Origin of the sequence: Roseobacter litoralis Och 149, assembly GCF_000154785.2 — a bacterium.
Lineage (GTDB): Bacteria > Pseudomonadota > Alphaproteobacteria > Rhodobacterales > Rhodobacteraceae > Roseobacter > Roseobacter litoralis.
The window spans coordinates 3,433,776-3,455,218 of record NC_015730.1; the positions used below are offsets into that span (position 1 = coordinate 3,433,776).

Genomic DNA, 21,443 nt, shown 5'->3' on the forward strand with positions numbered 1-21,443 from the left:
ATACCAAAGCGCAGTCAGCTAAACTGCAAAAGCACCACAAAACGAAAAACCCCCCGCAGGGTTCTGCGAGGGGTTCAAATTCTCAACGATGCGAAAAGGCGTTAGCCCTTTTCCTCGATGATTTCGACCATATGAGAGATCGAGTTCACCATGCCGCGCACGGAAGGGGTGTCTTCCAGCTCGCGGGTTTTGTGCATCTTGTTCAGGCCCAGACCGATCAGCGTGGCACGCTGTTTGGCGGGGCGGCGGATCGGGGAGCCGATCTGTTTGACGACGATAGTTTTAGCCATGATACCGCTCCTTTATGCGTCTGCTGTTTCAGCAGGCGCGGGTGCTGCGTCCACTTTGGGCAGAATGTCAGCCACTTTCTTGCCGCGACGTTGTGCGACCGAACGGGGCGAGGACTCTTTGCGCAATCCGTCCATGGTGGCGCGGATCATGTTATAGGGGTTCTGCGAACCGATGGACTTGGACACAACGTCCTTGATGCCCAGCATTTCGAAAACAGCACGCATCGGACCACCGGCGATGATCCCGGTCCCCTCAGGTGCCGAGCGCATAACGACTTTACCAGCGCCATGACGGCCTTCCATGTCGTGGTGCAGCGTGCGACCTTCGCGCAACTGTACACGGATCATCTGGCGCTTGGCCTGCTCGGTGGCTTTGCGGATGGCCTCGGGGACCTCTTTCGCTTTCCCTTTGCCGAAACCGACGCGGCCTTTTTGATCACCCACAACCACGAGGGCTGCGAAACCAAAGCGCTTACCACCTTTTACGGTCTTGGACACGCGGTTGATCGCGACCAGACGGTCTGCGAATTCCGGTGCTTCGTCACGATCGCGGCGGTTGCCACGACGGTTGTTGTCACGTTCTGCCATAGAGAACATCCTTTTTTCCGGGCAAGCGCCCTGTTGTTTCAATCCAAGTGGGCATCACACCGCCCCCGGATCATCGAAGCCGCCCCGTCGGAGCGGCTTGCAGATTTAGATTTTCAAACCACCTTCACGCGCGGCTTCGGCGACTGCCTTGACCTTGCCGTGAAAGAGGAAACCGCCCCGGTCAAAATAGGCTTCGCTGACACCGGCTTTCTTGGCCCGTTCAGCAATCGCCGCGCCGACCTTGGCCGCCGCTTCGATGTTGTTCTGACCAACGCAGCCCAGATCTTTTTCCAACGTCGATGCCGAAGCGAGCGTCTTGCCCGCCACATCGTCGATCAGCTGAACGCTGATGTTCTTGTTGGAGCGGTGTACACTCAGGCGCACGCGCCCTGCATTCACCTTGCGAAGCTTGTTCCGAACGCGCAGGCGGCGTTTGATGAACAGTTGTCTTTTACTGTTTGCCATTGTTTGCGTCCTTACTTCTTCTTGCCTTCTTTGCGGAAGACGAACTCACCTTTGTAGCGGATGCCTTTGCCCTTGTAGGGCTCGGGTTTACGCCACTGGCGGATGTTCGCGGCGACCTGACCAACGAGTTGTTCGTCAATGCCTTCCACAATGATTTCGGTTTGCTTCGGCGCTGTGACGGTCACACCCTCTGGTGGGGTATAGTCCACATCATGCGACAGGCCGAGGTTCAGGCGAAGTGTGTTGCCATTCATGGCAGCACGATAGCCGACACCCTGAATTTCAAGCTCTTTCTTGAAACCATCGGTGACGCCGGTGACAAGGTTTTCAACCATCGTGCGGGACATGCCCCACTGTTGCCGCGCGCGCTTGGATTTGCCGCGAGGCGTGATGGTGACAACATTGTCCTCGACCGTCAGGGTTACGTCGTCCGTTGCTTTGAACGCGCGTGTGCCCTTGGGGCCTTTGACTTCGATGGTCTGACCGCTGACTGATGCGCTGACACCGGCAGGCAGATCGACCGGTTTTTTACCAATACGAGACATTCTGCTCTCCTTAGAAGACGGTGCAGAGCACTTCGCCGCCAACATTGGCGCTACGTGCTGCTTGGTCAGACATCACACCCTTGGGGGTGGAGACAATCGACACACCGAGGCCCTGACGGACAACGGGGATGTCATTGACGCCCATGTAAACGCGGCGACCGGGCTTGGAGACCCGCTTCAATTCGCGAATGACAGGTTCGCCTTCGTAATACTTCAGGCTGATTTCGATGGCCGGATGACCATCTTCGCCCGTGGTTTTCTCGTAGCCACGGATGTAACCTTCGTCCGCCAACACATCCAGCACCCACGCACGCAGCTTGGAGCCGGGTGTCATGACGGTGGATTTGCCGCGCATCTGAGAGTTACGGATGCGTGTCAGCATATCTGCGATAGGATCGTTCATGTGATGCGCTCCTTACCAGCTCGACTTGACCATGCCGGGGATCTGGCCTGCTGAGCCAAGGTCCCGCAGCGCGATCCGCGAAATTTTCAGTTTACGATAATACGCGTGCGGACGGCCCGTCAGCTGGCAGCGGTTGTGCAGACGCACAGCCGAAGAGTTGCGGGGCAGTTTCGCCAGCTTCAGGGAGGCGCGAAAACGCTCTTCCATCGGCTTTTCCTGGTCGTTTACAATCGCTTTCAACTCGGCACGTTTCGTCGCGTATTTGGCGACCAGTGCTTCACGCTTCTTTTCGCGTGCGATCATGGATTTCTTAGCCATATCTAGTTCCTTCCCGCGCTTATGAGTTGAAAGGCATGTTGAACGCTTTCAACAGGCTCTTCGCTTCAGCGTCGGTATGCGCCGTGGTGGCGATCACAATGTCCATTCCCCAGTTTTCATCGATTTTATCAAAATCGATCTCGGGAAACACGAGGTGCTCTTTGAGGCCCATGGCATAGTTGCCACGACCATCGAAAGACTTGCCCGATACGCCGCGGAAGTCGCGGATACGAGGCATCGCAATCGTGATCAGACGATCCATGAATTCATACATGCGATCGCCGCGCAGGGTTACTTTGGCACCCAAGGGCATTTCTTCACGCACCCGGAAACCCGCGATGGACTTCTTGGCAATGGTTGTCAGCGCTTTCTGACCTGCAATCAGCGTCAGGTCGGCTTGCGCGGACTTGGCTTTCTTGCTGTCGCGTACGGCTTCGGCACCACATCCGATGTTCAGGACGATCTTGTCCAGACGCGGGATCTGCATGTCGTTCTTATAGCCGAACTCTTCCTTGAGCGCTGCACGGATCGTGTCCTTGTAGACAGCCTTCAGGCGCGGGGTATAATTTGCGGAATCAAGCATCGATCACATCCCCTGTTGACTTGGCGAAACGCACTTTCTTGTCGCCTTCAATCTTGAACCCGACACGGGTGGCTTTACCGTTGGCATCCACATAGGCGAGGTTGCTCAGGTCGATTGGCATCGCCTTTGGAATACGTCCGCCCTGCTCGGTCTGGGACTGACGCGTGGCGCGGATCGAAATGTTCACGCCGTCCACGATGGCTTTGCCGGATTTCGGGTCCACAGACGAAATGCTGCCTGTCTTGCCCTTGTCCTTGCCTGCCAGAACGATGACCTTGTCACCTTTTTTCAGTTTAGCAGCCATGATTACAGCACCTCCGGAGCGAGTGAGATGATTTTCATGAAGTTTTTCGCGCGCAGCTCACGCACAACCGGGCCAAAGATACGTGTACCGATTGGCTCATTGTTGTTGTTGAGAATGACCGCTGCGTTGCGGTCAAAACGAATGGCGGTGCCATCGTCGCGACGTACTTCTTTGGCGGTGCGAACAACGACGGCCTTACGGACGTCGCCTTTTTTCACACGACCGCGCGGAATGGCTTCCTTGACCGACACGACAATAATGTCGCCGACGGATGCGTATTTACGCTTGGAACCACCCAGTACCTTGATGCACTGAACACGGCGTGCGCCGCTGTTGTCAGCAACATCCAGGTTGGTCTGCATCTGGATCATTTGGTTTCTCCCGACCTTTGGGGGGCCGATGCGTGGCCAATATCCCCAGGGTTTCGATTAAGCAGGTTGTGCTTCAGGCCTCAGCGGCTTGCAGCACTTCCCAACGTTTGGTCTTTGATTTTGGTGCACATTCAACAATACGAACGGCGTCGCCCGTCTTGAATGTGTTGTTCTCATCGTGCGCCCGGTATTTCTTGGACTTACGGATCGTCTTTTTCAGAACCGGATGGGTAAAGCGGCGCTCTACGGATACGGTAACTGTTTGTGCGTTTGCATCGGAGGTCACGACGCCGGACAGAATACGCTTTGGCATGAGGGCTCTCCTTACTCAGACGCAGCGGCTGACGCCGCTTTTTGGTTCAAAATCGTTTTGACACGGGCCGCATCGCGGCGTGCCTTGCGGATTTGCGCAGGGTTCTCCAACTGGCCTGTCGCTTGCTGGAAGCGCAGGTTAAAGGAGGTCTTTTTCAGATTGGCCAGCTCTTCACGCAGCTGGTCCGGCGTTTTGTCGTGTAGTTCCTTGGCGTTCATCGCCCTATTCCTTTCAACATCACGGGAAGGCCGCATCAAATGCGTCACCCTGATTCCCGTGGAGTCCATGATGAAAGGGCCGTATAGGCCCAACGCCCCCATATCGCAACCCCTTTTGGCACCTGACCCGCCGGCCCCCGAAATACGACCAATTCCACATTCAAACATGGCGCGCACCGCAATAGGACCAGCCGTTGTCAAAGAGGACGGAAACCAATGTTGAAACGACACGCACGTCCCGCAGCCACCTGCCTGTTGGTGTCCCTCTCGGCCTGCACACCCCACCTGGAACCCACGTGGCCCATCCCGCGCGCGATACCTCCGGCGTTGCGCGACGCACGAAGGCTGGCTTGCCGTGCTAAATCGGTGGCGCGTGCCGCATCACCCTTCAAGAACTGTCGCGAACTTGTGCTCGACAAGCTTTAGAAAGCGGCTAGCCGCGCGCGACGGCTGGCGCAGTGCGGGCGTCAGGATGTCATAGCGGAACGGTTGGACCGGTCGCAAAGGCCGCGTCACGAGACGCCCCGCCGATGCAAAATATGTCGCTGTGACGGGCTCCACAATTGAAATGCCGGTGCCCGCTGATACCAATTCGCAGATTGAACTGGAAAGCTGCGCTTCTGCAATGATGTGCGGCCGTGCTGACCCTATCGCGAGAAACGCGTCAGTTTCGGACCGTGTTCCGATCTCAGCCCCCAAGGCGATAAACGGGCACTGGTCAAAATCCATAGGCTCCAGGACGTCCTTCTGCCCCAAAGCGTGACCAACCGGCAGGACCGCCAACATATGCGTTTCGCAGATCGGCTGGCGTATCACGGCGGGGTGGTCCGTATCCAAGGTGGCAAAGCCAAGGTCGAATTGCTGGGAAATCAGATGCCGCTGAACGGCTTGTGAACTGCGTGCGCGCAGCGAAACCGTGATCCCCGGCTCGTCGGCGATGAACTCGGCGATCACATCGGGCAGAAATTTCAACGCCAGCGCAGGCATGCCCGCAATCATCAGACTGCCCTTGCGAAAATCCCGGATGTCCTCGATCACTCGCGAGATTTCAGACATGCCGACAAAGGATCGTTCCACCTCTTCATAAAGCGCATGCGCGTCCGCCGTCGGGATCACCTGCCTTGCGCGCCGCTCAAACAGGCTGAACCCCGCGACATGCTCAAGGTCAGCGATCATCTTGCTCACGGAGGGTTGCGTGGTGCCCAACACGTCGGCGGCTGCGGTGACCTGACCGGTCTCCATCACGGCGCGAAACGCCTCGATCTGTCGGTGGGTCAATCGATGCAACATGACAATCACATACCCTCAGGGAATGCATAACGCAAATTTCGCGATTATTCATATGTGAAAACATCTGCCAAGGTTTCCGCGGGAGAATCATATGCCAGCGGCACAGTCGGACATCACAATCATCGGCGGGGGCGTTGTCGGCCTGTGCGTGGCGATGGGATTGCTACAGGCAGGCCACCCTGTGCGCGTGCTGGATGGCGCCGACAGTGATGCGCGGGCCTCTCAGGGCAATTTCGGTCTGGTTTGGGGGCAAGGCAAAGGTTGGGATTTCGCGCCTTATGCGCGATGGACGGGCGAGGCTTTGGCCGCCTGGCCAGAGTTCGCCGCAAGACTGGCCGATCTGTCTGGCATTGACGTGGCGCTCGATCAATCCGGTGGCTTTGAATTTTTCACGGAGATTGGCGAAATGGATGACTTCGCCGCGATGCTGGCCCGGCAACAAAAGCATCTCGGCAATCGGTTCAGCCATGAGGTACTCAGCGGAGATGAGGTTCGCCGCGAGGTGCCCGGCATCGGCGCGGATGTTGTCGGCGCGACCTATTCCCGGCTCGACGGACATGTGAACCCCCTGCGGTTCCTGCGCGCCCTGCGCTTGGCGGTGACCGCGCTGGGTGGTGAGGTGATACCTGATGCGCATGTTGCCAGCATTGCGCCCCTCCCGAGCGGTGGGTTTGATCTGACACTGGCGCATGGCGAAAAGACCGGCGCGGACAGGGTTCTGCTCTGTGCAGGGTTGGGGGCAATGAAACTTGCAGCCGATCTTGGGTTTCAAACCAAGATCCGCCCGCAACGCGGTGAATTGCTGATTACCGAAAAACTCGGGGAACGCCTGCCATTCCTCTCAAGCACGATCCGACAGGTGGATGAGGGCGGCATCCAGATTGGCGGCACCAAGGCTGATGCGGGCATGGACGACAGCGAAACGCTGGATGTCATGGCGGGTCTGGCGCGACACGCGGTGCAGGTTTTTCCCGCCTTGGCCGATGTGCGTGTGATCCGCGCCTGGGGCGCGTTGCGTGTCATGTCGCCGGACGGCTATCCGGTTTATGCCCGCTCGCAGGACCATCCCGGTGCCTATCTCGTGACCTGCCACAGCGGCGTTACGCTGGCCTCGATGCATGCAACCAGCCTTGTCGAATGGATTGAAAACACACCCGCAGCACCTGATCTGGAGGCTTTCGATGAACATCGATTCTCGCATTCAAACCTTACCTGAGGCAGGCGCCTCCGTGCAATTCACCCTTGATGGTGAGACCGTGACAGCGCGCGCGGGAACGCCCCTCGCCGCGGCCCTGCTCGCCCATTCCGGGGAGGCGAGCCGTCACACCGCCAGTGGCGCGGGGCGCACCGCGTTCTGCATGATGGGCGTGTGTTTTGACTGTCTGGTGGAGGTTGATGGCACCCCCAACACGCAAGCCTGCATGGTTTCCGTCCGCGACGGCATGGTGGTGAATCGCCAGACCGGGCTGCGCCCCCTTGGTGGAGGTAACGATGTCCGCGTTTGATCTGATCATCATTGGCGCGGGACCTGCGGGCATGTCGGCTGCCGCCACTGCTGCACAGGACGGGTTGCGCGTGCTCTTGCTGGATGAACAACCGCGTACGGGGGGCCAGATCTACCGCAACGTGGGCGAAAACCATGCGCGGCGCCTTTGGCTGGGCAAGGAGTATGCCTCGGGCATGCGTTTCGTGGATGCGCTGGATCGGCCCAACATCACCACGCAATTCGGCGCAACGGTTTGGCGGTTGGAAAAAGGGCCGCGCGTGGTCTGGTCACAGGAGGGGGTCAGCCACGTCACATCCGCGCCGCATGTTCTGCTGGCAGGGGGCGCGCAAGAACGGCCCATGCCTTTTCCGGGCTGGACCCTGCCCGGCGTGATGAGTGCAGGTGCGGCACAAATCCTCATGAAAACCGCAGGAATGCTGCCCAAGGATGCGCTGCTGGCGGGGTCCGGCCCGCTGCTGTATCTGATTGCGGCGCAAATGGTCGACGCGGGCTGCCCGCCCAAAGCGCTGGTTGAAACGCAAACGCCGCGCATGATGCTGAACGCAGTGCCGCACCTGCCGCGCGCCCTCTTCGCATTGCCCACCTTGGCAAAGGGCTTGGGGCTGATCGCGAAAATCCGCGCCGCCGGAGTGCGGCGGTTCGTGAACGCTGCGCACTTCGAAGCGCAAACCGAAGACAACGGCGCAATCGCGTTTTCCTTCACCCACAAAGGTCAGCGCAAAACCTTGGCCACGCAACTGTTGCTGATCCATCAAGGGGTCATCCCGTCGACGCATATGAGCCGGTCCGCGGGGATCACGCACGCTTGGAACAAGGCGCAGACCGCTTTTCAGCCCGTGACGGATATCTGGGGCAATACGGATGTTGCCGGCCTGCATGTGGCCGGGGATGGCGCCGGGATCGGCGGGGCCGAAACGGCAGCGGCATCCGGCGAAATCGCGGCGCTGGACATCCTGCACCGGGCCGGGCGCATCAGTGCTGACACACGCACACAGCGCGCCGCCGAGGCGCGGGGCGAACTGTTCCGCTCCCGCGCCATCCGCCCGTTTCTGGACGCTGCATATGCGCCCCCCGCTGACTGCCTGTCCCCTCCCGATGAAACCATCCTGTGCAGATGTGAAGAAAAAACCGCAGGCGACATACGCCAAAGCATCAGCCAGGGCGCATCCGGCCAGCGCCAGATCAAAACATCGCTGCGCATCGGCATGGGGCCCTGCCAAGGCCGCATGTGCGATGCAACTGTGCGCGCCATCCTCTGCGCCAGCACCGCAAAGGGTGCCGCGCAGGTCCCGGCCCCAAGGGCCCGCACCCCGATCAAGCCCGTCACGCTAGGGGAACTTGCCGCGCTTGCACCGCATCAGAAGGAAACCGCATAAGCGATCCCGCCGCAGTCCCACGCGACCACCGCACAACGGCCTCGGCGGGCACGACATGACCTCCATGATTGCGACGCGGCTGTATTTCCTCATCGTTCTGTGCAATACATAAACGCTCTGCCGGTTCGCGCGCCCCGCGCGCGGCGAGAGATATCCCGCGAGACCGAAGACAGCTGCCCCTGAAGGACAAGATTGTGATAACCCATATCCATACCGCAGCTCGCACGGGCAAAGCCGTCAGTCATGCAACCATGGTACAATTGTGCGGGCATTTGAGCGATGGTGCAAACGTCGCTCAACACCCACGCGATTGTCTGTCACCTGTCGACCTATTGCTGGATGAAACAGGATCAAATGCTTCGGGCGTTTGTCTGGTTTTGCGGACATGAACGCGATAAGGGGTGCATGGGCGCCCGAGCGGCAAGCACCTGCGCGGACCTGCGGTCAGGCGAGACTGGCCAACCCCGATCTGCTGGCCCGGATCATTGCGATGGCCACCGATAAACCGACCACTCAAGAGGGCAAGACATGACCAAACAGAAGTGCATTTTAATCGGCGTGCCCATGGACTGCGGCAAACGCCGCCAGGGGTGCCTGATGGGGCCGGATGCGTACCGCACGGCGGGGCTTGCGTCGACCATCCGTGATCTGGGCTACGCGGCGGAGGATCGCGGGAATGTGGACCCCGGTACATTCGCCCCGGACACGAATGACGGCAAGCTGCACGCGTTGAACGAAACGATCGCCTGGACCAGGAACCTCAAGGAGGCGGCTCAGGCTGCCATGGCAGAGGGTTTGCCGATTTTCATGGGCGGGGATCATGCGCTCTCACTCGGTACGGTTGCCGGGGTCGCGGCCCACGCCGCCCGGCAGGACCGACCGCAGTTTGTTTTGTGGCTCGATGCCCATCCCGATTATCACACGCCCGACACCACGGATTCCGGCAACCTGCACGGCACGCCGCTTGGCTATCTGACCGGGCGCGGCGCCTTTGACGGCTTCCCCGAGGTTGAGGTCAAGGTGCCCACCGGAAACGTCGCCATGATCGGCCTGCGCTCTGTTGATGCGCCCGAACGTGAGGCGATACAGGCGACCGATATACAGGTCGCCGATATGCGCGCGATTGACGAAAACGGCATTGCGGCCCCTTTGCGCAAGTTTCTGGAACGGGTGGAGGCGGCGGGCGGCATGTTGCATGTCTCGCTGGATGTCGACTTCCTCGACCCCGCCATCGCGCCCGCCGTTGGCACCACCGTGCCGGGTGGCGCGACCATGCGCGAGGCGCATCTGGCGATGGAGATGCTGCACGACAGCGGGCTTGTCACCTCACTTGATCTCGTCGAACTCAACCCATTCCTTGACGAACGCGGTCGCACTGCGTCGCTCATGGTCGAACTCACCGCGTCGCTTTTGGGCCGCCGTGTGTTTGACCGCCCAACCCGCAGCTATTCCTGAGAGATATCATGGCCAACCCTTCCCCCTCCAAGCTTGCCTACGTGCCCTTCGTCAGTGTCGAAAACATGATGAAACTGGTCCATCACATCGGTATTGAAACGATGCTGAAAGGTATTGCCGACTACATCGAAGATGATTTCCGCCGTTGGGATCTGTTCGACAAAACGCCCCGCGTGGCCAGCCATTCCGAAGAAGGCGTGATCGAACTCATGCCCACATCGGATGGCGATGTATACGGGTTCAAATATGTGAACGGCCACCCGAAAAACACCAAGGAGGGGCTGCAGACTGTCACCGCCTTTGGCCTGCTGGCCAAGGTTGATACAGGCTATCCGGTGTTGTTTTCGGAAATGACCGTGCTGACGGCCCTGCGCACGGCAGCGACCTCTGCGATGGTCGCCAAGCACCTTGCCCCCAAGGGCGCACATACGATGGCCATGATCGGCAATGGGGCGCAATCCGAATTTCAGGCACTCGCCATGCGGGTGATCTGCGGTATTGAAACCCTGCGGATGTATGACGTTGACCGCGCCGCGACGGAAAAGGCTGTGCGCAATCTCGACGGCTTTGGCTTCACGCTCGAACCCTGCTCCACGCCCGAAGCGGCAATCGAGGGCGCGCAGATCATCACGACCTGCACGGCGGACAAGCAATATGCGACGATCCTGACCGACAACATGGTCGGCGCGGGGGTGCATATCAATGCAATCGGCGGCGATTGCCCGGGTAAAACCGAGTTGCACCATGATATTCTGGCCCGCTCAGACGTCTTTGTTGAATATCCGCCGCAGACGCGGGTAGAGGGCGAGATCCAGCAAATGCCCGAAGACTTTCCGGTCACCGAAATGTGGCAGGTGATCAACGGCACCGCACCGGGCCGCACGAATGAGCGTCAGATCACGCTCTTTGACGGGGTTGGGTTCGCCATCGAAGACTTCTCCGCGCTGCGCTACGTGCGGGATCAGCTCAAGGGCACCGGGCTCTATCAGGAACTTGACATGATTGCAGACCCTGATGATCCGCGCGACCTCTTCGGCATGGTGCTGCGCGCCAAACCGTGAAACCGCGCGGCTGGGTTGCGACAGGCAAGCCAGCCGCAAAAGGAAAGGCTGATGTTCCGGATGACAGGCAGGTTTGGCCGAAACAACAGCTGACCCGACCTGCAATTGGCTCAACCCGATGTGACCCAATGGCTGGCCTGAAAAAGACAGTGCGATGCAAACCTGCAACGACGCGCTATGTGCACGCCCTGACCGCGCGCTGTGAAGTCACCGCGTTAAGGTCCGCGCACCGCACGCCGCTTTAAGCCTGTAAAACCGCCAGAACACCGGCGCACGCACCGACGTGATACCGACGCAACACCGACATGAAACCGACAGAGAAATCGCCTTGTTTCACAGGCAGCACAGCCAAAGGCATCCCCCCCCTGCCCCACGCTTTCGCAGCCGTTGCGCGTGCGCGCCGTTAACCCCTCTCGCCACGCCGCACAGGCTGCGCTAAGAAAAGCGCATGAGCACCATAGATTCCCTCTTCGTCACCCGCCTCTACCGCGCCGCCCTGTCCGAGCACGGCAAACCAATTGACACATCAGAGCTTGAAGCCTCCTGCTGGTCCATCGCCGAAGACGATGAAGCCGGTCAGGAATGGTGTGAGGAAAACGGCTATCCGGGCTATACCAGCTATGCCTCGCTCACCGACCTGCCCTATCGCTTTCCGATTTTCAAAGACCTCGTGAAAGTGCTGGACAAACACGTCAAATCTTTTGCCAAGGACCTCGAATTTGATCTGGACGGGCGCAAGCTGAAGCTTGAAGACATCTGGATCAACGTCCTGCCCCAAGGGGGCGTCCACACGTCTCACATCCATCCACACTCCGTCATCAGCGGCACCACCTATGTGGCTGTCCCCACGGGGGCAAGCGCGATCAAATTCGAAGATCCGCGCCTGCAGATGATGATGGCGGCCCCCCCGCGCCAGAAATCCGCGCGTGACGCCTTGCGCAGCTTTATCTACAAAGCACCGCAGCCCGGCGATGTCTTGCTGTGGGAAAGTTGGCTGCGCCACGAAGTTCCGGTCAATATGTCTGAAGATGAGCGGATCAGCATCAGTTTCAATTATAGCTGGTAATCCACGGTCAGGCCGGGCAATTCCCTTCTACCATGGCGGGATTTTGCGCGTGTTTTCGCTGACTTACGCCATTTCACCATCAAAAGAAAGCACCGCTTCAGCGAATGGGTTAGCCTTGGTTAATTTTGAATTAAGTGATCATAGATCTGAATGCAGCAACCCTTTGCCACCGCGCGGGAAGTCTCCGAATTTCTGTTGGAGCGTACCGGTACAGCATTGTTGAGAGACAACTTTGATGTCTTTTCGTCCTGCATCTCCTTGCCTCTGAAAATAGAGACATTCGCAGGACAACGCCTCATCACGTCGCCGGAAGAGACATATCAGGTTTTTCGCGCCGTGCGCTCCTATCACCGAAGAACCGGCGTGACCGATATCGTCCGCCACTGTGTGGAAGCCGCGTTCAAAGACCCCCATACTGTTACCGCCACCCATGAAACACGCCTGCTTGGCGGGGATATCATGACGCAAGATCCATATCCGGGGTTTTCCGTCCTGAAATTTGACGGAAAAGCGTGGCGCATCGCGAGCATGAGCTATGCAATCGAGGATCGGGATGATCACAATGCGGCGTTGATGAGCGCCGGAACCACCACGCCCTGACCTTCCCAGAGCGCTTGGTCCGGGGCACGACCGCACAGACACAGTTTGACCGCGCTGCCCCAAAGGCAGTCGCTCTTTGCGCAACAACAAAAAAGGCCCCGGCGACGCTGTGCACCGGGGCCTTTCTGAGTCTCTAACCTCGGAATATATCAATAAACCAAGGCTTTTGATCGATACTGATCAATCCGGCGTTTACCAGTCCTCGCGGACGACAACACGGGTCTTGATCGGCAGTTTCATCGCCGCAAGGCGCAGGGCCTCACGTGCAACGTCATCGTTCACACCGTCGATCTCGAACATCACACGACCCGGCTTGACCTTGGCTGCCCAACGGTCAACCGAACCCTTACCTTTACCCATCCGAACTTCGATGGGCTTGGCTGTGACCGGCACGTCCGGGAAAATCCGGATCCAGACACGGCCCTGACGTTTCATGTGACGTGTCATCGCGCGGCGTGCCGCTTCGATTTGACGTGCAGTGACCCGCTCAGGTTCAGTGGCCTTAAGACCGTAGGTGCCAAAGTTCAGGTCAGACCCGCCCTTTGCAAGACCCTTGATCGAGCCTTTGAACTGTTTGCGGAATTTAGTGCGTTTTGGTTGTAGCATCTGTCATTCCCCTCTAGCGACGACCGCCTGCACCGCGAGGTGCTGGGCCATCCTGGAGTTCCTGTGCTTTACGGTCACGCGCGGCTGGATCATGTTCCATGATCTCACCTTTAAAGATCCAGGTTTTGATCCCGATGATGCCATAGGCAGTCTTCGCTTCCACATGTGCGTAATCGATATCGGCGCGCAGTGTGTGCAAGGGCACACGACCCTCACGATACCACTCGGTCCGAGCGATTTCCGCGCCACCCAGACGACCGGCGACATTCACACGGATACCGAGGGCACCCATACGCATGGCGTTCTGCACGGCGCGTTTCATGGCACGACGGAAAGAAACCCGGCGTTCCAGCTGCTGCGCAATGCTCTCACCCACAAGGGCCGCATCCAGCTCAGGCTTGCGCACTTCAACGATGTTGAGGTGCAACTCGCTTGCGGTCATCTTGGCGATCTTCTGGCGCAGACCTTCAATGTCCGCACCCTTCTTGCCGATGATGACACCGGGGCGTGCTGTGTGGATCGTGACGCGGCACTTTTTGTGCGGACGCTCGATGATCACACGGGCCACACCGGCCTGATGACACTCTTTCTTGATGAAATCACGGATCGCGAGGTCTTCCAGCAGAAGGTCCCCGTAATCTTTCGTGTCGGCATACCAGCGGCTGTCCCACGTGCGGTTCACCTGCAGGCGCATGCCAATCGGATTGACTTTATTACCCATTAGGCTTGCTCCTCAACTTGGCGCACGACGATCGTGATTTCCGAAAACGGCTTGATGATCTTGCCAAAGCGTCCACGTGCCCGCGGGCGGCCACGTTTCATCGTCAGGTTTTTCCCGACATAGGCTTCTGCAACGATCAGCTCGTCCACATCAAGGTTGTGGTTGTTTTCGCCATTCGCAATCGCGGACTGAAGGCATTTCTTCACGTCATGTGCGATCCGCTTTTTGGAGAACGTCAGATCCGTCAACGCCTGTTCCACTTTCTTGCCCCGGATCAAACCAGCAACAAGGTTCAGCTTTTGCGGGCTTGTGCGAAGCATGCGCAGTTTTGCCATTGCTTCATTATCAGCCACGCGGCGGGGATTTTTATCCTTGCTCATTTGCGTTTCGCCTTCTTGTCAGCCGCGTGACCGTAGTAGGTCCGCGTCGGTGAATACTCACCAAACTTCTGACCAATCATGTCCTCGGTGATGTTGACCGGGATATGTTTGCGGCCGTTGTATACGCCAAACGTCAGGCCCACGAACTGGGGCAGGATTGTCGAGCGGCGCGACCAGATTTTGATCACTTCGTTGCGACCGCTCTCGCGGGACGCTTCGGCCTTTTTCAACACATAACTGTCGACAAAAGGGCCTTTCCATACTGAACGAGACATATTTTAACGCCCCTTCTTCTTGGCGTGACGCGAGCGGATGATCAGCTGGCTAGACGCTTTTTTCTTGTTCCGGGTTTTTGCACCCTTTGTCGGCTTGCCCCAAGGGGTAACCGGGTGACGACCACCAGAGGTCCGGCCTTCACCACCACCATGCGGGTGATCGATCGGGTTCATCACGACACCACGCACAGACGGGCGAACGCCCTTGTGACGCATGCGGCCCGCTTTACCGTAGTTCTGGTTGGAGTTGTCGGGGTTGGACACAGCACCAACGGTGGCCATGCATTCCTGACGTACGAGACGCAATTCGCCGCTGCTCAGACGGATCTGAGCATAGCCGCCATCACGGCCCACGAACTGGGCGTAAGTCCCCGCAGCACGGGCAATCTGACCGCCTTTGCCGGGCTTCATCTCGATGTTGTGGATGATCGTCCCGATGGGCATGCCAGAGAAAGGCATCGCGTTACCGGGTTTGATGTCCGCTTTTTGCGACGCAACCACAGTGTCACCCACGGCCAGACGCTGAGGGGCCAGGATGTAGGCCTGCTCACCATCTTCGTATTTGACGAGGGCGATGAAGGCTGTGCGGTTGGGGTCATATTCGATGCGCTCGACCGTGGCCGCCACATCCATCTTGTTCCGTTTGAAATCTACGATACGGTAAAGGCGCTTTGCCCCACCGCCTTTTCGACGCATCGTGATCCGTCCGGTGTTGTTCCGTCCGCCATGTTTGGACAAGCCTTCAGTGAGGGCTTTGACCGGGCGGCCTTTCCAGAGCTCCGAACGGTCGATCAGTACCAGCCCACGCTGGCCCGGCGTCGTCGGTTTATACGACTTGAGTGCCATGTTGTCTGTCTTCCGTTTTGCTATGCGCCGGGTCTCCCCGGCGATGGTATGAAGGCCCCCGTAGGTGCCCAAGTTAGTAAGGTCGCTGACGACCAAAAACACGAACCCCGGACGAATCCGGGGCTGATGGTGTTGCGACTGATAAGTTGCCTCGCCCCCGTCGTCAAGGCGCTAAGCAAAAACGCAACACGCAAGCTCCGCCATTGGGCTTGATCGCACCGCGATGATCCAAAACCTACTGTGCAAACCCCTATTGCACGATCCAAACAGCTAATGGTTCAAAGCGGTCTCCATACCAAGCTGGCTTGTCAAAATGCTTCAGTTTTGTACCATCGTTCACAGATTCGACGCGCAAGGGCGTTGCCGCGCTTCGGATTTTATAGCGCGCACAACTCGCCGCGCGACATATTGAAAAACGTCCTTAAAGGAAGTGCTTCTTATGATGAAATTTAAATTACTCACTTTCGCAACCGCCTTCGTGTTCTTGGGTGCGACAACTGCGATCGCAGCATGTGACGGTGCTTCGGGTCGCGGCTGGGCCAGCGGAAATGGCAAAGGCAGTTACGAAATGACATCCGGTGCGAAACGGTGCGAGATTCCTTTCGTCAACTTCTTCTCGAACAATGGCAACACCCGGACACCGGCAAAGGAGGTCACCTTGCGTCGAGCACCCAAGTCCGGGACCATATCCCTTTCATCCTCGGGGATCATCTATACTCCAAACGCAGGGTTCACAGGGAAAGACCGGTTTTGCACAGTCAATAGAAATAGCGCGTTCGAAGGCCAGACATTATCGGGCTGCATCACTGTGACGGTCAAGTAGCGCCAGAGAAGCGGTGCTCATGTATCTCGGGTATGTCTTCTTGCGGGACACTCGTGGTCGCTTCCCCCAGAAGCGTCAAAACGCACTGGATAGCTTTATATGTGTTTATCCGGCGCTTGAGATGCAAACCGCCGTAGTCATCAAGCATACAAAGCGAAGCTGCGTGTCAGCGTGTTGCCAGATTACAGATACAATCGCGGTTTTTTCAATCAGAACCTGAACCGCACGGCCAATCCGCCCAGCGGGGCTGTGTCGTAAGACTGGCTGCTGATTTGGTTGCCAGAGGCGTCGTCCAACCTGAGCCGCCCGTCGAATTCTGCTCCGACAAATGCACTAAACGACATGCCGGGGTTCGGGTTGTACTGGTAGGAAATCACGACAGGGATGCTTTCATCCTCGCCCACACCATTGGGGGCAAGGCCCGTATCATCGAGCCGGAAACGAACGCTTTCGGACCGCGCAGACAGGGAAAGCTGGGACGTATCACTCAGTTTGTACCCCAAAGTCAAACCCGGACCACCCGTTGCACCAAGGCCCGCGCCCGTGTTCAGGTTCCAGCGTTCGTTGATGTCCCAGTTCACCAAGAGCGCCGGAAAGAAGTCCGCACCGCTTTCCTCCAACTGGCTATATGCACCAAAGGCAGGGCCAATTGTCAGGCTATCACTGATTTTCCATGCGACGCCACCAAAGATACCATAGGTCGTGCTGTCTGATTTATCGGCGCCGCTTTCGTAATCCCACCGAACCTGCGGAGACAAGAACACGGTTGCCGTTTCACTCGCACGAAAACGTGTCGGGATTGAAATGCGGATGTCCTGAATATCATCCCACGGCCGTTGCACGGCATCGCCAAAGTCATAATCGAACACGCCGAAGCTGGCGGAAAAACCAACAGATGCATCGTTGTCCAAGCCGTAAATGGCACTCCCACGCACAAATGTCCGGGATGAGGAAAAGCTGCCGCCCTTGCTGAGATCGGTATCTCCCTGGAAAACGGTGAGTGCGTCAACCTGAGTGCTCCACCCAGTGCGCTCTTGCGCAGCGGCCAGGGAGCTAACGGCGCAGAATACGACGGCGCAAAGGATCGATTTCAAAAGAAGACCTGTGCGCACAACGTATTTCTCCGTCATTCTTGGGCTAATTCAGCAAACTAACGCCCTGTGATCCATATTCAATGATCGCGCCGGACAAACATCACAGTCTTTGCGGCATTGGACCGCTCCCTTGCGTGCACCGTTCACCGCAAACACACTGTTGGACAGGGCTCACTTGACCTTCGACATAGGGGTCAGAGCTTTCGCTACATAGGGTTGGAAAGGCAGCACCAGATTGCCAGAACCAAAACGGGCGCACCCTCTCGGATACGCCCGTTCAATTTTCTCAAGCATCATCCCCCGAAAGGGATACAGGCTTAAGCCAGTGCGAGGTTCGACGCGCTTTCGCGACCGTCGCGGCCTGCTTCGATGTCGAATGTTACTTTCTGGTCATCGCTCAGACCCGTAAGGCCTGCCCGCTCGACTGCAGAGATGTGTACAAACACGTCTTTGCTGCCGCCATCGGGCGCAATAAAACCAAAACCTTTAGTTGAGTTAAACCATTTGACGGTGCCAGTAGCCATCGTCGTACTCCTAAATTAAGGCTGCCCACATTATGCGGCAGCTCGGCTAAGTCCCTGAAAGATCGTATGACTGGGCCGTTAGGAGCAGAAATTCCGATAGATAGATCAACGTCGCACCTGTCCCTTACAATGCAATTAAACGAATAGCAAGAAGTTTAAACACAGATCGCAACTTAGCCTTGATCGCGATCCTTGCAGGAAAGCCCACAAGCCACGAAAAAAGGCCCCTGAACGAACAGGGGCCCTTCTTTGTTCAGCTGTCGCTCTGATTACAGACCGGTAGACACATCAATCGTGTTGCCAGCTTCCAGAGTCACATAGGCTTTCTTGACGTCTTTGCGTTTGCCGAGTTGGCCACGGAAGCGTTTTACTTTGCCTTTGGTGATCGTGGTGTTGACCGCTTTGACCTTCACACCAAAGAGCGCCTCAACGGCTTCCTTGATCTGGGGTTTATTGCTGTCGATCGCAACTTCGAACACAACCGCGCCGTTCTCGGACGTCATGGTTGCTTTCTCGGTAATGATCGGCTTGCGGATCACATCGTAATGTTCAGCTTTGGCGCTCATTTCAAACGGGCCTCCAGTGCTTCGACTCCCGCCTTCGTGATCACCAGAGTGTCACGCTTGAGGATGTCATATACGTTTGCGCCCATTGTCGGCAGGATATCCAGACCGTCAATGTTGCGCGCGGCTTGTGCAAAAGTCTCGTTGACTGTCGCGCCATCGATGATCAGCGCACGTTTCCAGCCGAGGTTTGCAACCTGCTTGGCCAGAGCGGACGTTTTCCCATCGGAAGACACGTCATCAATGATAACCAGCTCGCCCGCTTTCATCTTTGCAGACAAAGCATGGCACAGACCCAACTTGCGGAACTTCTTGGTCAGCTCGTGACCGTGGCTACGCACTTTGGGGCCTTTGTACACACCACCACCGCGAAAGATCGGTGCAGAACGCGCGCCGTGGCGTGCGCCGCCGGTGCCTTTCTGACGATAGATCTTCTTGGTGGAATAGTTGACTTCGGACCGTGTCTTGACCTTGTGCGTCCCTGCTTGCGCATTGTTACGCTGCCAGCGTACGACGCGGTGCAGGATATCGGCACGTGGTTCCAGACCGAAAAGCGCTTCGTCAAGGTCTACGGACCCGGCTTTTGCGCCGTCAAGTTTGATGACATCGAGTTTCATGCGTCACCTTCTTTCTTTTCTGCGGCTTCAGCTTCGGCAACCGTGTCGGTCTTGGCTTCTGCGGCTTCTGCAGCTTCCATCGCGGCCTGCTCTTCTGCGGCTGCGGCGGCTGCAGCGGCTTCTGCTTCGGCGGCTGCGGCTGCGGCTGCAGCTTCTGCGGCTTTCTCAGCTTCTTCGGCTGCAGATTTCAGAGCGGCGGGCAGAATGGCATTTTCAGGGAATGGCTTTTTCACCGCATCCTTGACAGTCACCCATCCACCTTTGGAACCGGGCACAGCACCTTTGACCATGATAAGTCCACGATCGGCATCCGTGCGCACAACCTGAAGGTTTTGCGTTGTCACACGGGCAGCCCCCATATGGCCGGCCATTTTCTTGCCTTTGAAAACCTTACCCGGATCCTGACACTGACCAGTGGAGCCATGCGAACGGTGCGAAATCGACACACCGTGCGTCGCGCGCAAACCGCCAAAGTTGTGGCGCTTCATCGCACCGGCAAAACCCTTACCAATCGAGGTGCCCGCTACGTCAACGAACTGCCCTTCAAAGTAATGGTTGGCGGTGATCTCTTCACCGACACCGATCAGGTTCTCAGCATCCACGCGGAATTCAGCAACCTTGCGCTTGGGTTCTACCTTCGCTGCTGCGAAGTGCCCACGCATGGCCTGAGATGTCCGCTTGGCTTTGGCCGTACCAGCGCCGAGTTGAACGGCTGAATAGCCATCCTTGTCAGACGTCCGTTGAGCCACAACCTGAAGCTTGTCGAGTTGAAGAACGGTCACAGGAATCTGCTTCCCGTCTTCCATGAACAGCCGGGTCATCCCGACCTTTTTTGCAATAACGCCTGAGCGCAACATAATAATTACCCTCCTGAGGCTTACGACTGCAGTTTGATCTCGACGTCCACACCAGCGGCCAGGTCGAGCTTCATCAGCGCGTCCACGGTCTGGGGGGTCGGATCAACAATATCCAGCAAACGCTTGTGCGTGCGGATTTCGAACTGATCACGGGATTTCTTGTCAACGTGGGGGCCACGCAGAACGGTGAATTTTTCGATCTTGTTGGGCAGTGGAATGGGTCCACGCACAGAAGCACCGGTCCGCTTTGCGGTATTCACGATCTCTTGTGTGGAAGTATCCAGCACCCGGTAATCAAACGCCTTCAGGCGAATACGGATGTTTTGGCTCTGAGCCATATGCATATCCCTTAAATTGGGGATCTTAACGGATTGGAGGACATACGCTCATCGCATACCCTCATCGCGTCTTTTCAAAACCAGAACAGGGCACGGTAGGCCGCACCCTCCAAAGGTTAGCGCCGTTTAGGCGGAGTCGGCGAGAAAGGCAATGGGGTATGACGTAATTCTCTGCCATTAGTTTTCTCACTGTCATACAGCCGGTCATCAGCGGGACTGAAAGAGCGAGAGTATAGGGGGCCGGTCCGCCAAGGCATAGCCCGCAAAAACATAAACGCGCCTTCTGGTGCGCAGTCTGTTTGGTTGCTAGGCTGAGCTTGGAAAGCACCACACTATGCGTTCATACACTTGGGGAGGATACGAAATGAATGGCAAGAAAATCCTGATGCTCATCGGCGAGTACTCAGAAGAATATGAAATTTTTGTCGTCCAACAGGCGATGGAAGCTGTCGGACATACCGTTCACATCATCTGCCCCGAGACCAAAAAAGGGGATCGCGTCACAACCAGCGTACATGACTTCGGGCCGGGCGTCATGACCTGGACAGAACACAAAGGCCATGCCGTCGAGGTCGATGTGGATTTTGACCGTGTGGATACATCGGCTTACGATTCCGTCTATATCGCAGGCGGGCGCGGTCCAGAATACATTCGCACCTATCCCAGAGTGCGCGAAATCGTGCGGGAGTTCCATCGCGACGACAAGCCGATCGCCTCCATCTGTCATGGCCTGCAGGTTTTGATCGCAGTGCCGGAAGTCATTGCGGGCAAAAAGGTCTCCGGTCTTTTCACGGTCGAGCCCGAAGTCGCGTTGACGGATGCAACCTACGTCAAAATCGGCCCCAAGGCCGCCTTGCGTGACGGTAATCTTGTGACCGCAGAAGGCTGGACAGCACTGGCAGCGTTTATCCGCGAGTATCTGGTGCTGCTGGGAACGGAGATCGTGCACAAGGACATCGCGCCAGCGGCGGAGTAAGGCCAGTGCCACAGCCGAAACTCAGATAAAATAATTTTTCTGGTAGCCGATAATGACGTAACCGCAGTTC

General features: G+C 57.5%; 33 protein-coding genes. 10 read left to right on the plus strand and 23 right to left on the minus strand.

The genetic code is table 11. The features are described from left to right. Window positions 1-101 precede the first annotated feature (101 nt). The 12 genes from rpmD to RLO149_RS16360 form a co-directional block, all read right to left on the minus strand. Entirely contained in the window at window positions 102-290 is a 189-nt protein-coding gene (gene rpmD, locus RLO149_RS16305) for a 50S ribosomal protein L30 (protein WP_013963199.1), read from the minus strand. A 12-nt stretch (window positions 291-302) separates the two neighbouring features. Next, window positions 303-878, minus strand: a complete 576-nt coding sequence (rpsE, locus tag RLO149_RS16310) for a 30S ribosomal protein S5 (protein WP_013963200.1) — start codon at window positions 876-878, stop codon at window positions 303-305. Window positions 879-983: 105 nt separating this feature from the next. Continuing rightward, complete coding sequence (gene rplR / locus RLO149_RS16315) at window positions 984-1,343, minus strand: 50S ribosomal protein L18 (RefSeq protein ID WP_013963201.1); 360 nt, start codon at window positions 1,341-1,343, stop codon at window positions 984-986. Window positions 1,344-1,354: 11 nt separating this feature from the next. Continuing rightward, window positions 1,355-1,888: a 50S ribosomal protein L6 gene (gene rplF, locus RLO149_RS16320; RefSeq protein ID WP_013963202.1), complete on the minus strand. Its 534-nt coding sequence runs from the start codon at window positions 1,886-1,888 to the stop codon at window positions 1,355-1,357. A gap of 10 nt (window positions 1,889-1,898) precedes the next feature. Then, on the minus strand, window positions 1,899-2,291 hold the full coding sequence (gene rpsH, locus RLO149_RS16325) for a 30S ribosomal protein S8 (protein ID WP_013963203.1): 393 nt from the start codon (window positions 2,289-2,291) through the stop codon (window positions 1,899-1,901). Between the two features lie 12 nt (window positions 2,292-2,303). Beyond that, window positions 2,304-2,609 (minus strand): 30S ribosomal protein S14, encoded by a 306-nt coding sequence (gene rpsN, locus RLO149_RS16330; RefSeq protein WP_013963204.1) that lies wholly within the window; start codon window positions 2,607-2,609, stop codon window positions 2,304-2,306. A gap of 19 nt (window positions 2,610-2,628) precedes the next feature. Beyond that, entirely contained in the window at window positions 2,629-3,192 is a 564-nt protein-coding gene (gene rplE / locus RLO149_RS16335; RefSeq protein WP_013963205.1) for a 50S ribosomal protein L5, read from the minus strand. After that, a complete protein-coding gene (gene rplX, locus RLO149_RS16340) occupies window positions 3,185-3,496 on the minus strand; it encodes a 50S ribosomal protein L24 (protein ID WP_013963206.1) in 312 nt (103 codons plus the stop codon). Before rplX ends, rplE begins: the two co-directional genes overlap by 8 nt. 2 nt (window positions 3,497-3,498) lie before the next feature. Beyond that, window positions 3,499-3,867, minus strand: coding sequence for a 50S ribosomal protein L14 (gene rplN / locus RLO149_RS16345; protein WP_013963207.1), 369 nt, complete (start codon window positions 3,865-3,867; stop codon window positions 3,499-3,501). Window positions 3,868-3,940: 73 nt separating this feature from the next. After that, a complete protein-coding gene (gene rpsQ, locus RLO149_RS16350; protein WP_013963208.1) occupies window positions 3,941-4,180 on the minus strand; it encodes a 30S ribosomal protein S17 in 240 nt (79 codons plus the stop codon). An 11-nt stretch (window positions 4,181-4,191) separates the two neighbouring features. After that, entirely contained in the window at window positions 4,192-4,398 is a 207-nt protein-coding gene (gene rpmC, locus RLO149_RS16355) for a 50S ribosomal protein L29 (RefSeq protein ID WP_011567677.1), read from the minus strand. A 381-nt stretch (window positions 4,399-4,779) separates the two neighbouring features. Then, on the minus strand, window positions 4,780-5,688 hold the full coding sequence (locus RLO149_RS16360; RefSeq protein ID WP_013963209.1) for a LysR substrate-binding domain-containing protein: 909 nt from the start codon (window positions 5,686-5,688) through the stop codon (window positions 4,780-4,782). 91 nt (window positions 5,689-5,779) lie between these two features. On the opposite strand from RLO149_RS16360, the gene RLO149_RS16365 reads away from it, so the two are divergent. From RLO149_RS16365 to RLO149_RS23625, 8 genes are all read left to right on the plus strand, one after another. Further along, window positions 5,780-6,904, plus strand: a complete 1,125-nt coding sequence (locus RLO149_RS16365; RefSeq protein ID WP_013963210.1) for an NAD(P)/FAD-dependent oxidoreductase — start codon at window positions 5,780-5,782, stop codon at window positions 6,902-6,904. Continuing rightward, the gene (locus RLO149_RS16370) at window positions 6,870-7,193 is read left to right on the plus strand and encodes a (2Fe-2S)-binding protein (RefSeq protein WP_044025399.1); all 324 of its coding nucleotides are present in this window, start codon (window positions 6,870-6,872) and stop codon (window positions 7,191-7,193) included. The genes RLO149_RS16365 and RLO149_RS16370 overlap by 35 nt, the downstream gene beginning before the upstream one ends. Continuing rightward, a complete protein-coding gene (locus RLO149_RS16375) occupies window positions 7,180-8,571 on the plus strand; it encodes an FAD/NAD(P)-dependent oxidoreductase (protein ID WP_013963212.1) in 1,392 nt (463 codons plus the stop codon). Before RLO149_RS16370 ends, RLO149_RS16375 begins: the two co-directional genes overlap by 14 nt. A 385-nt stretch (window positions 8,572-8,956) precedes the next feature. After that, window positions 8,957-9,103: a RidA family protein gene (locus tag RLO149_RS24170; protein ID WP_245538076.1), complete on the plus strand. Its 147-nt coding sequence runs from the start codon at window positions 8,957-8,959 to the stop codon at window positions 9,101-9,103. Then, on the plus strand, window positions 9,100-10,026 hold the full coding sequence (gene rocF / locus RLO149_RS16385) for an arginase (protein WP_013963214.1): 927 nt from the start codon (window positions 9,100-9,102) through the stop codon (window positions 10,024-10,026). The genes RLO149_RS24170 and rocF overlap by 4 nt, the downstream gene beginning before the upstream one ends. Before the next feature lie 8 nt (window positions 10,027-10,034). Beyond that, the gene (locus tag RLO149_RS16390) at window positions 10,035-11,087 is read left to right on the plus strand and encodes an ornithine cyclodeaminase (protein ID WP_013963215.1); all 1,053 of its coding nucleotides are present in this window, start codon (window positions 10,035-10,037) and stop codon (window positions 11,085-11,087) included. Between the two features lie 448 nt (window positions 11,088-11,535). Then, window positions 11,536-12,153, plus strand: a complete 618-nt coding sequence (locus RLO149_RS16400; RefSeq protein ID WP_013963217.1) for a 2OG-Fe(II) oxygenase family protein — start codon at window positions 11,536-11,538, stop codon at window positions 12,151-12,153. A 150-nt stretch (window positions 12,154-12,303) separates the two neighbouring features. Then, window positions 12,304-12,753 (plus strand): hypothetical protein, encoded by a 450-nt coding sequence (locus tag RLO149_RS23625; RefSeq protein WP_044025400.1) that lies wholly within the window; start codon window positions 12,304-12,306, stop codon window positions 12,751-12,753. 192 nt (window positions 12,754-12,945) lie between these two features. Here RLO149_RS23625 and rplP read toward each other — a convergent pair whose 3' ends face one another. Genes rplP through rplB form a run of 5 tightly spaced genes read right to left on the minus strand, consistent with a single transcriptional unit; the run spans window position 12,946 to window position 15,581 of the window. Next, window positions 12,946-13,359, minus strand: a complete 414-nt coding sequence (gene rplP / locus RLO149_RS16410) for a 50S ribosomal protein L16 (protein ID WP_013963219.1) — start codon at window positions 13,357-13,359, stop codon at window positions 12,946-12,948. 13 nt (window positions 13,360-13,372) lie between these two features. Further along, window positions 13,373-14,080 (minus strand): 30S ribosomal protein S3, encoded by a 708-nt coding sequence (gene rpsC, locus RLO149_RS16415; protein ID WP_013963220.1) that lies wholly within the window; start codon window positions 14,078-14,080, stop codon window positions 13,373-13,375. Then, a complete protein-coding gene (gene rplV / locus RLO149_RS16420) occupies window positions 14,080-14,460 on the minus strand; it encodes a 50S ribosomal protein L22 (protein ID WP_011567667.1) in 381 nt (126 codons plus the stop codon). Before rplV ends, rpsC begins: the two co-directional genes overlap by 1 nt. Next, entirely contained in the window at window positions 14,457-14,735 is a 279-nt protein-coding gene (rpsS, locus tag RLO149_RS16425; protein WP_011567666.1) for a 30S ribosomal protein S19, read from the minus strand. The genes rplV and rpsS overlap by 4 nt, the downstream gene beginning before the upstream one ends. Window positions 14,736-14,738: 3 nt before the next feature. Beyond that, window positions 14,739-15,581, minus strand: coding sequence for a 50S ribosomal protein L2 (rplB, locus tag RLO149_RS16430; protein ID WP_011567665.1), 843 nt, complete (start codon window positions 15,579-15,581; stop codon window positions 14,739-14,741). A gap of 442 nt (window positions 15,582-16,023) precedes the next feature. Between rplB and RLO149_RS16435 the strand changes: the two genes are divergently transcribed. Continuing rightward, window positions 16,024-16,404 carry an Ig-like domain-containing protein gene (locus RLO149_RS16435; protein ID WP_148264493.1) on the plus strand — a complete coding sequence of 127 codons (381 nt, stop codon included), beginning with the start codon at window positions 16,024-16,026 and terminating at the stop codon, window positions 16,402-16,404. 209 nt (window positions 16,405-16,613) lie between these two features. Here the strand turns inward: RLO149_RS16435 and RLO149_RS16440 are convergent, their stop codons facing one another. From RLO149_RS16440 to rpsJ, 6 genes are all read right to left on the minus strand, one after another. Then, a complete protein-coding gene (locus RLO149_RS16440) occupies window positions 16,614-17,315 on the minus strand; it encodes a hypothetical protein (RefSeq protein ID WP_245538077.1) in 702 nt (233 codons plus the stop codon). A gap of 500 nt (window positions 17,316-17,815) precedes the next feature. Next, entirely contained in the window at window positions 17,816-18,022 is a 207-nt protein-coding gene (locus tag RLO149_RS16445; RefSeq protein WP_013963223.1) for a cold-shock protein, read from the minus strand. Window positions 18,023-18,291: 269 nt separating this feature from the next. Next, window positions 18,292-18,588 (minus strand): 50S ribosomal protein L23, encoded by a 297-nt coding sequence (locus RLO149_RS16450; protein WP_011567661.1) that lies wholly within the window; start codon window positions 18,586-18,588, stop codon window positions 18,292-18,294. Next, window positions 18,585-19,202 carry a 50S ribosomal protein L4 gene (gene rplD / locus RLO149_RS16455; RefSeq protein ID WP_013963224.1) on the minus strand — a complete coding sequence of 206 codons (618 nt, stop codon included), beginning with the start codon at window positions 19,200-19,202 and terminating at the stop codon, window positions 18,585-18,587. Before rplD ends, RLO149_RS16450 begins: the two co-directional genes overlap by 4 nt. Further along, window positions 19,199-20,059: a 50S ribosomal protein L3 gene (rplC, locus tag RLO149_RS16460; protein WP_013963225.1), complete on the minus strand. Its 861-nt coding sequence runs from the start codon at window positions 20,057-20,059 to the stop codon at window positions 19,199-19,201. Before rplC ends, rplD begins: the two co-directional genes overlap by 4 nt. Window positions 20,060-20,079: 20 nt before the next feature. Then, window positions 20,080-20,397 (minus strand): 30S ribosomal protein S10, encoded by a 318-nt coding sequence (gene rpsJ, locus RLO149_RS16465; protein WP_011567658.1) that lies wholly within the window; start codon window positions 20,395-20,397, stop codon window positions 20,080-20,082. A 364-nt stretch (window positions 20,398-20,761) separates the two neighbouring features. On the opposite strand from rpsJ, the gene RLO149_RS16470 reads away from it, so the two are divergent. Further along, window positions 20,762-21,373: a DJ-1/PfpI family protein gene (locus RLO149_RS16470; RefSeq protein WP_013963226.1), complete on the plus strand. Its 612-nt coding sequence runs from the start codon at window positions 20,762-20,764 to the stop codon at window positions 21,371-21,373. Window positions 21,374-21,443: the final 70 nt, after the last annotated feature.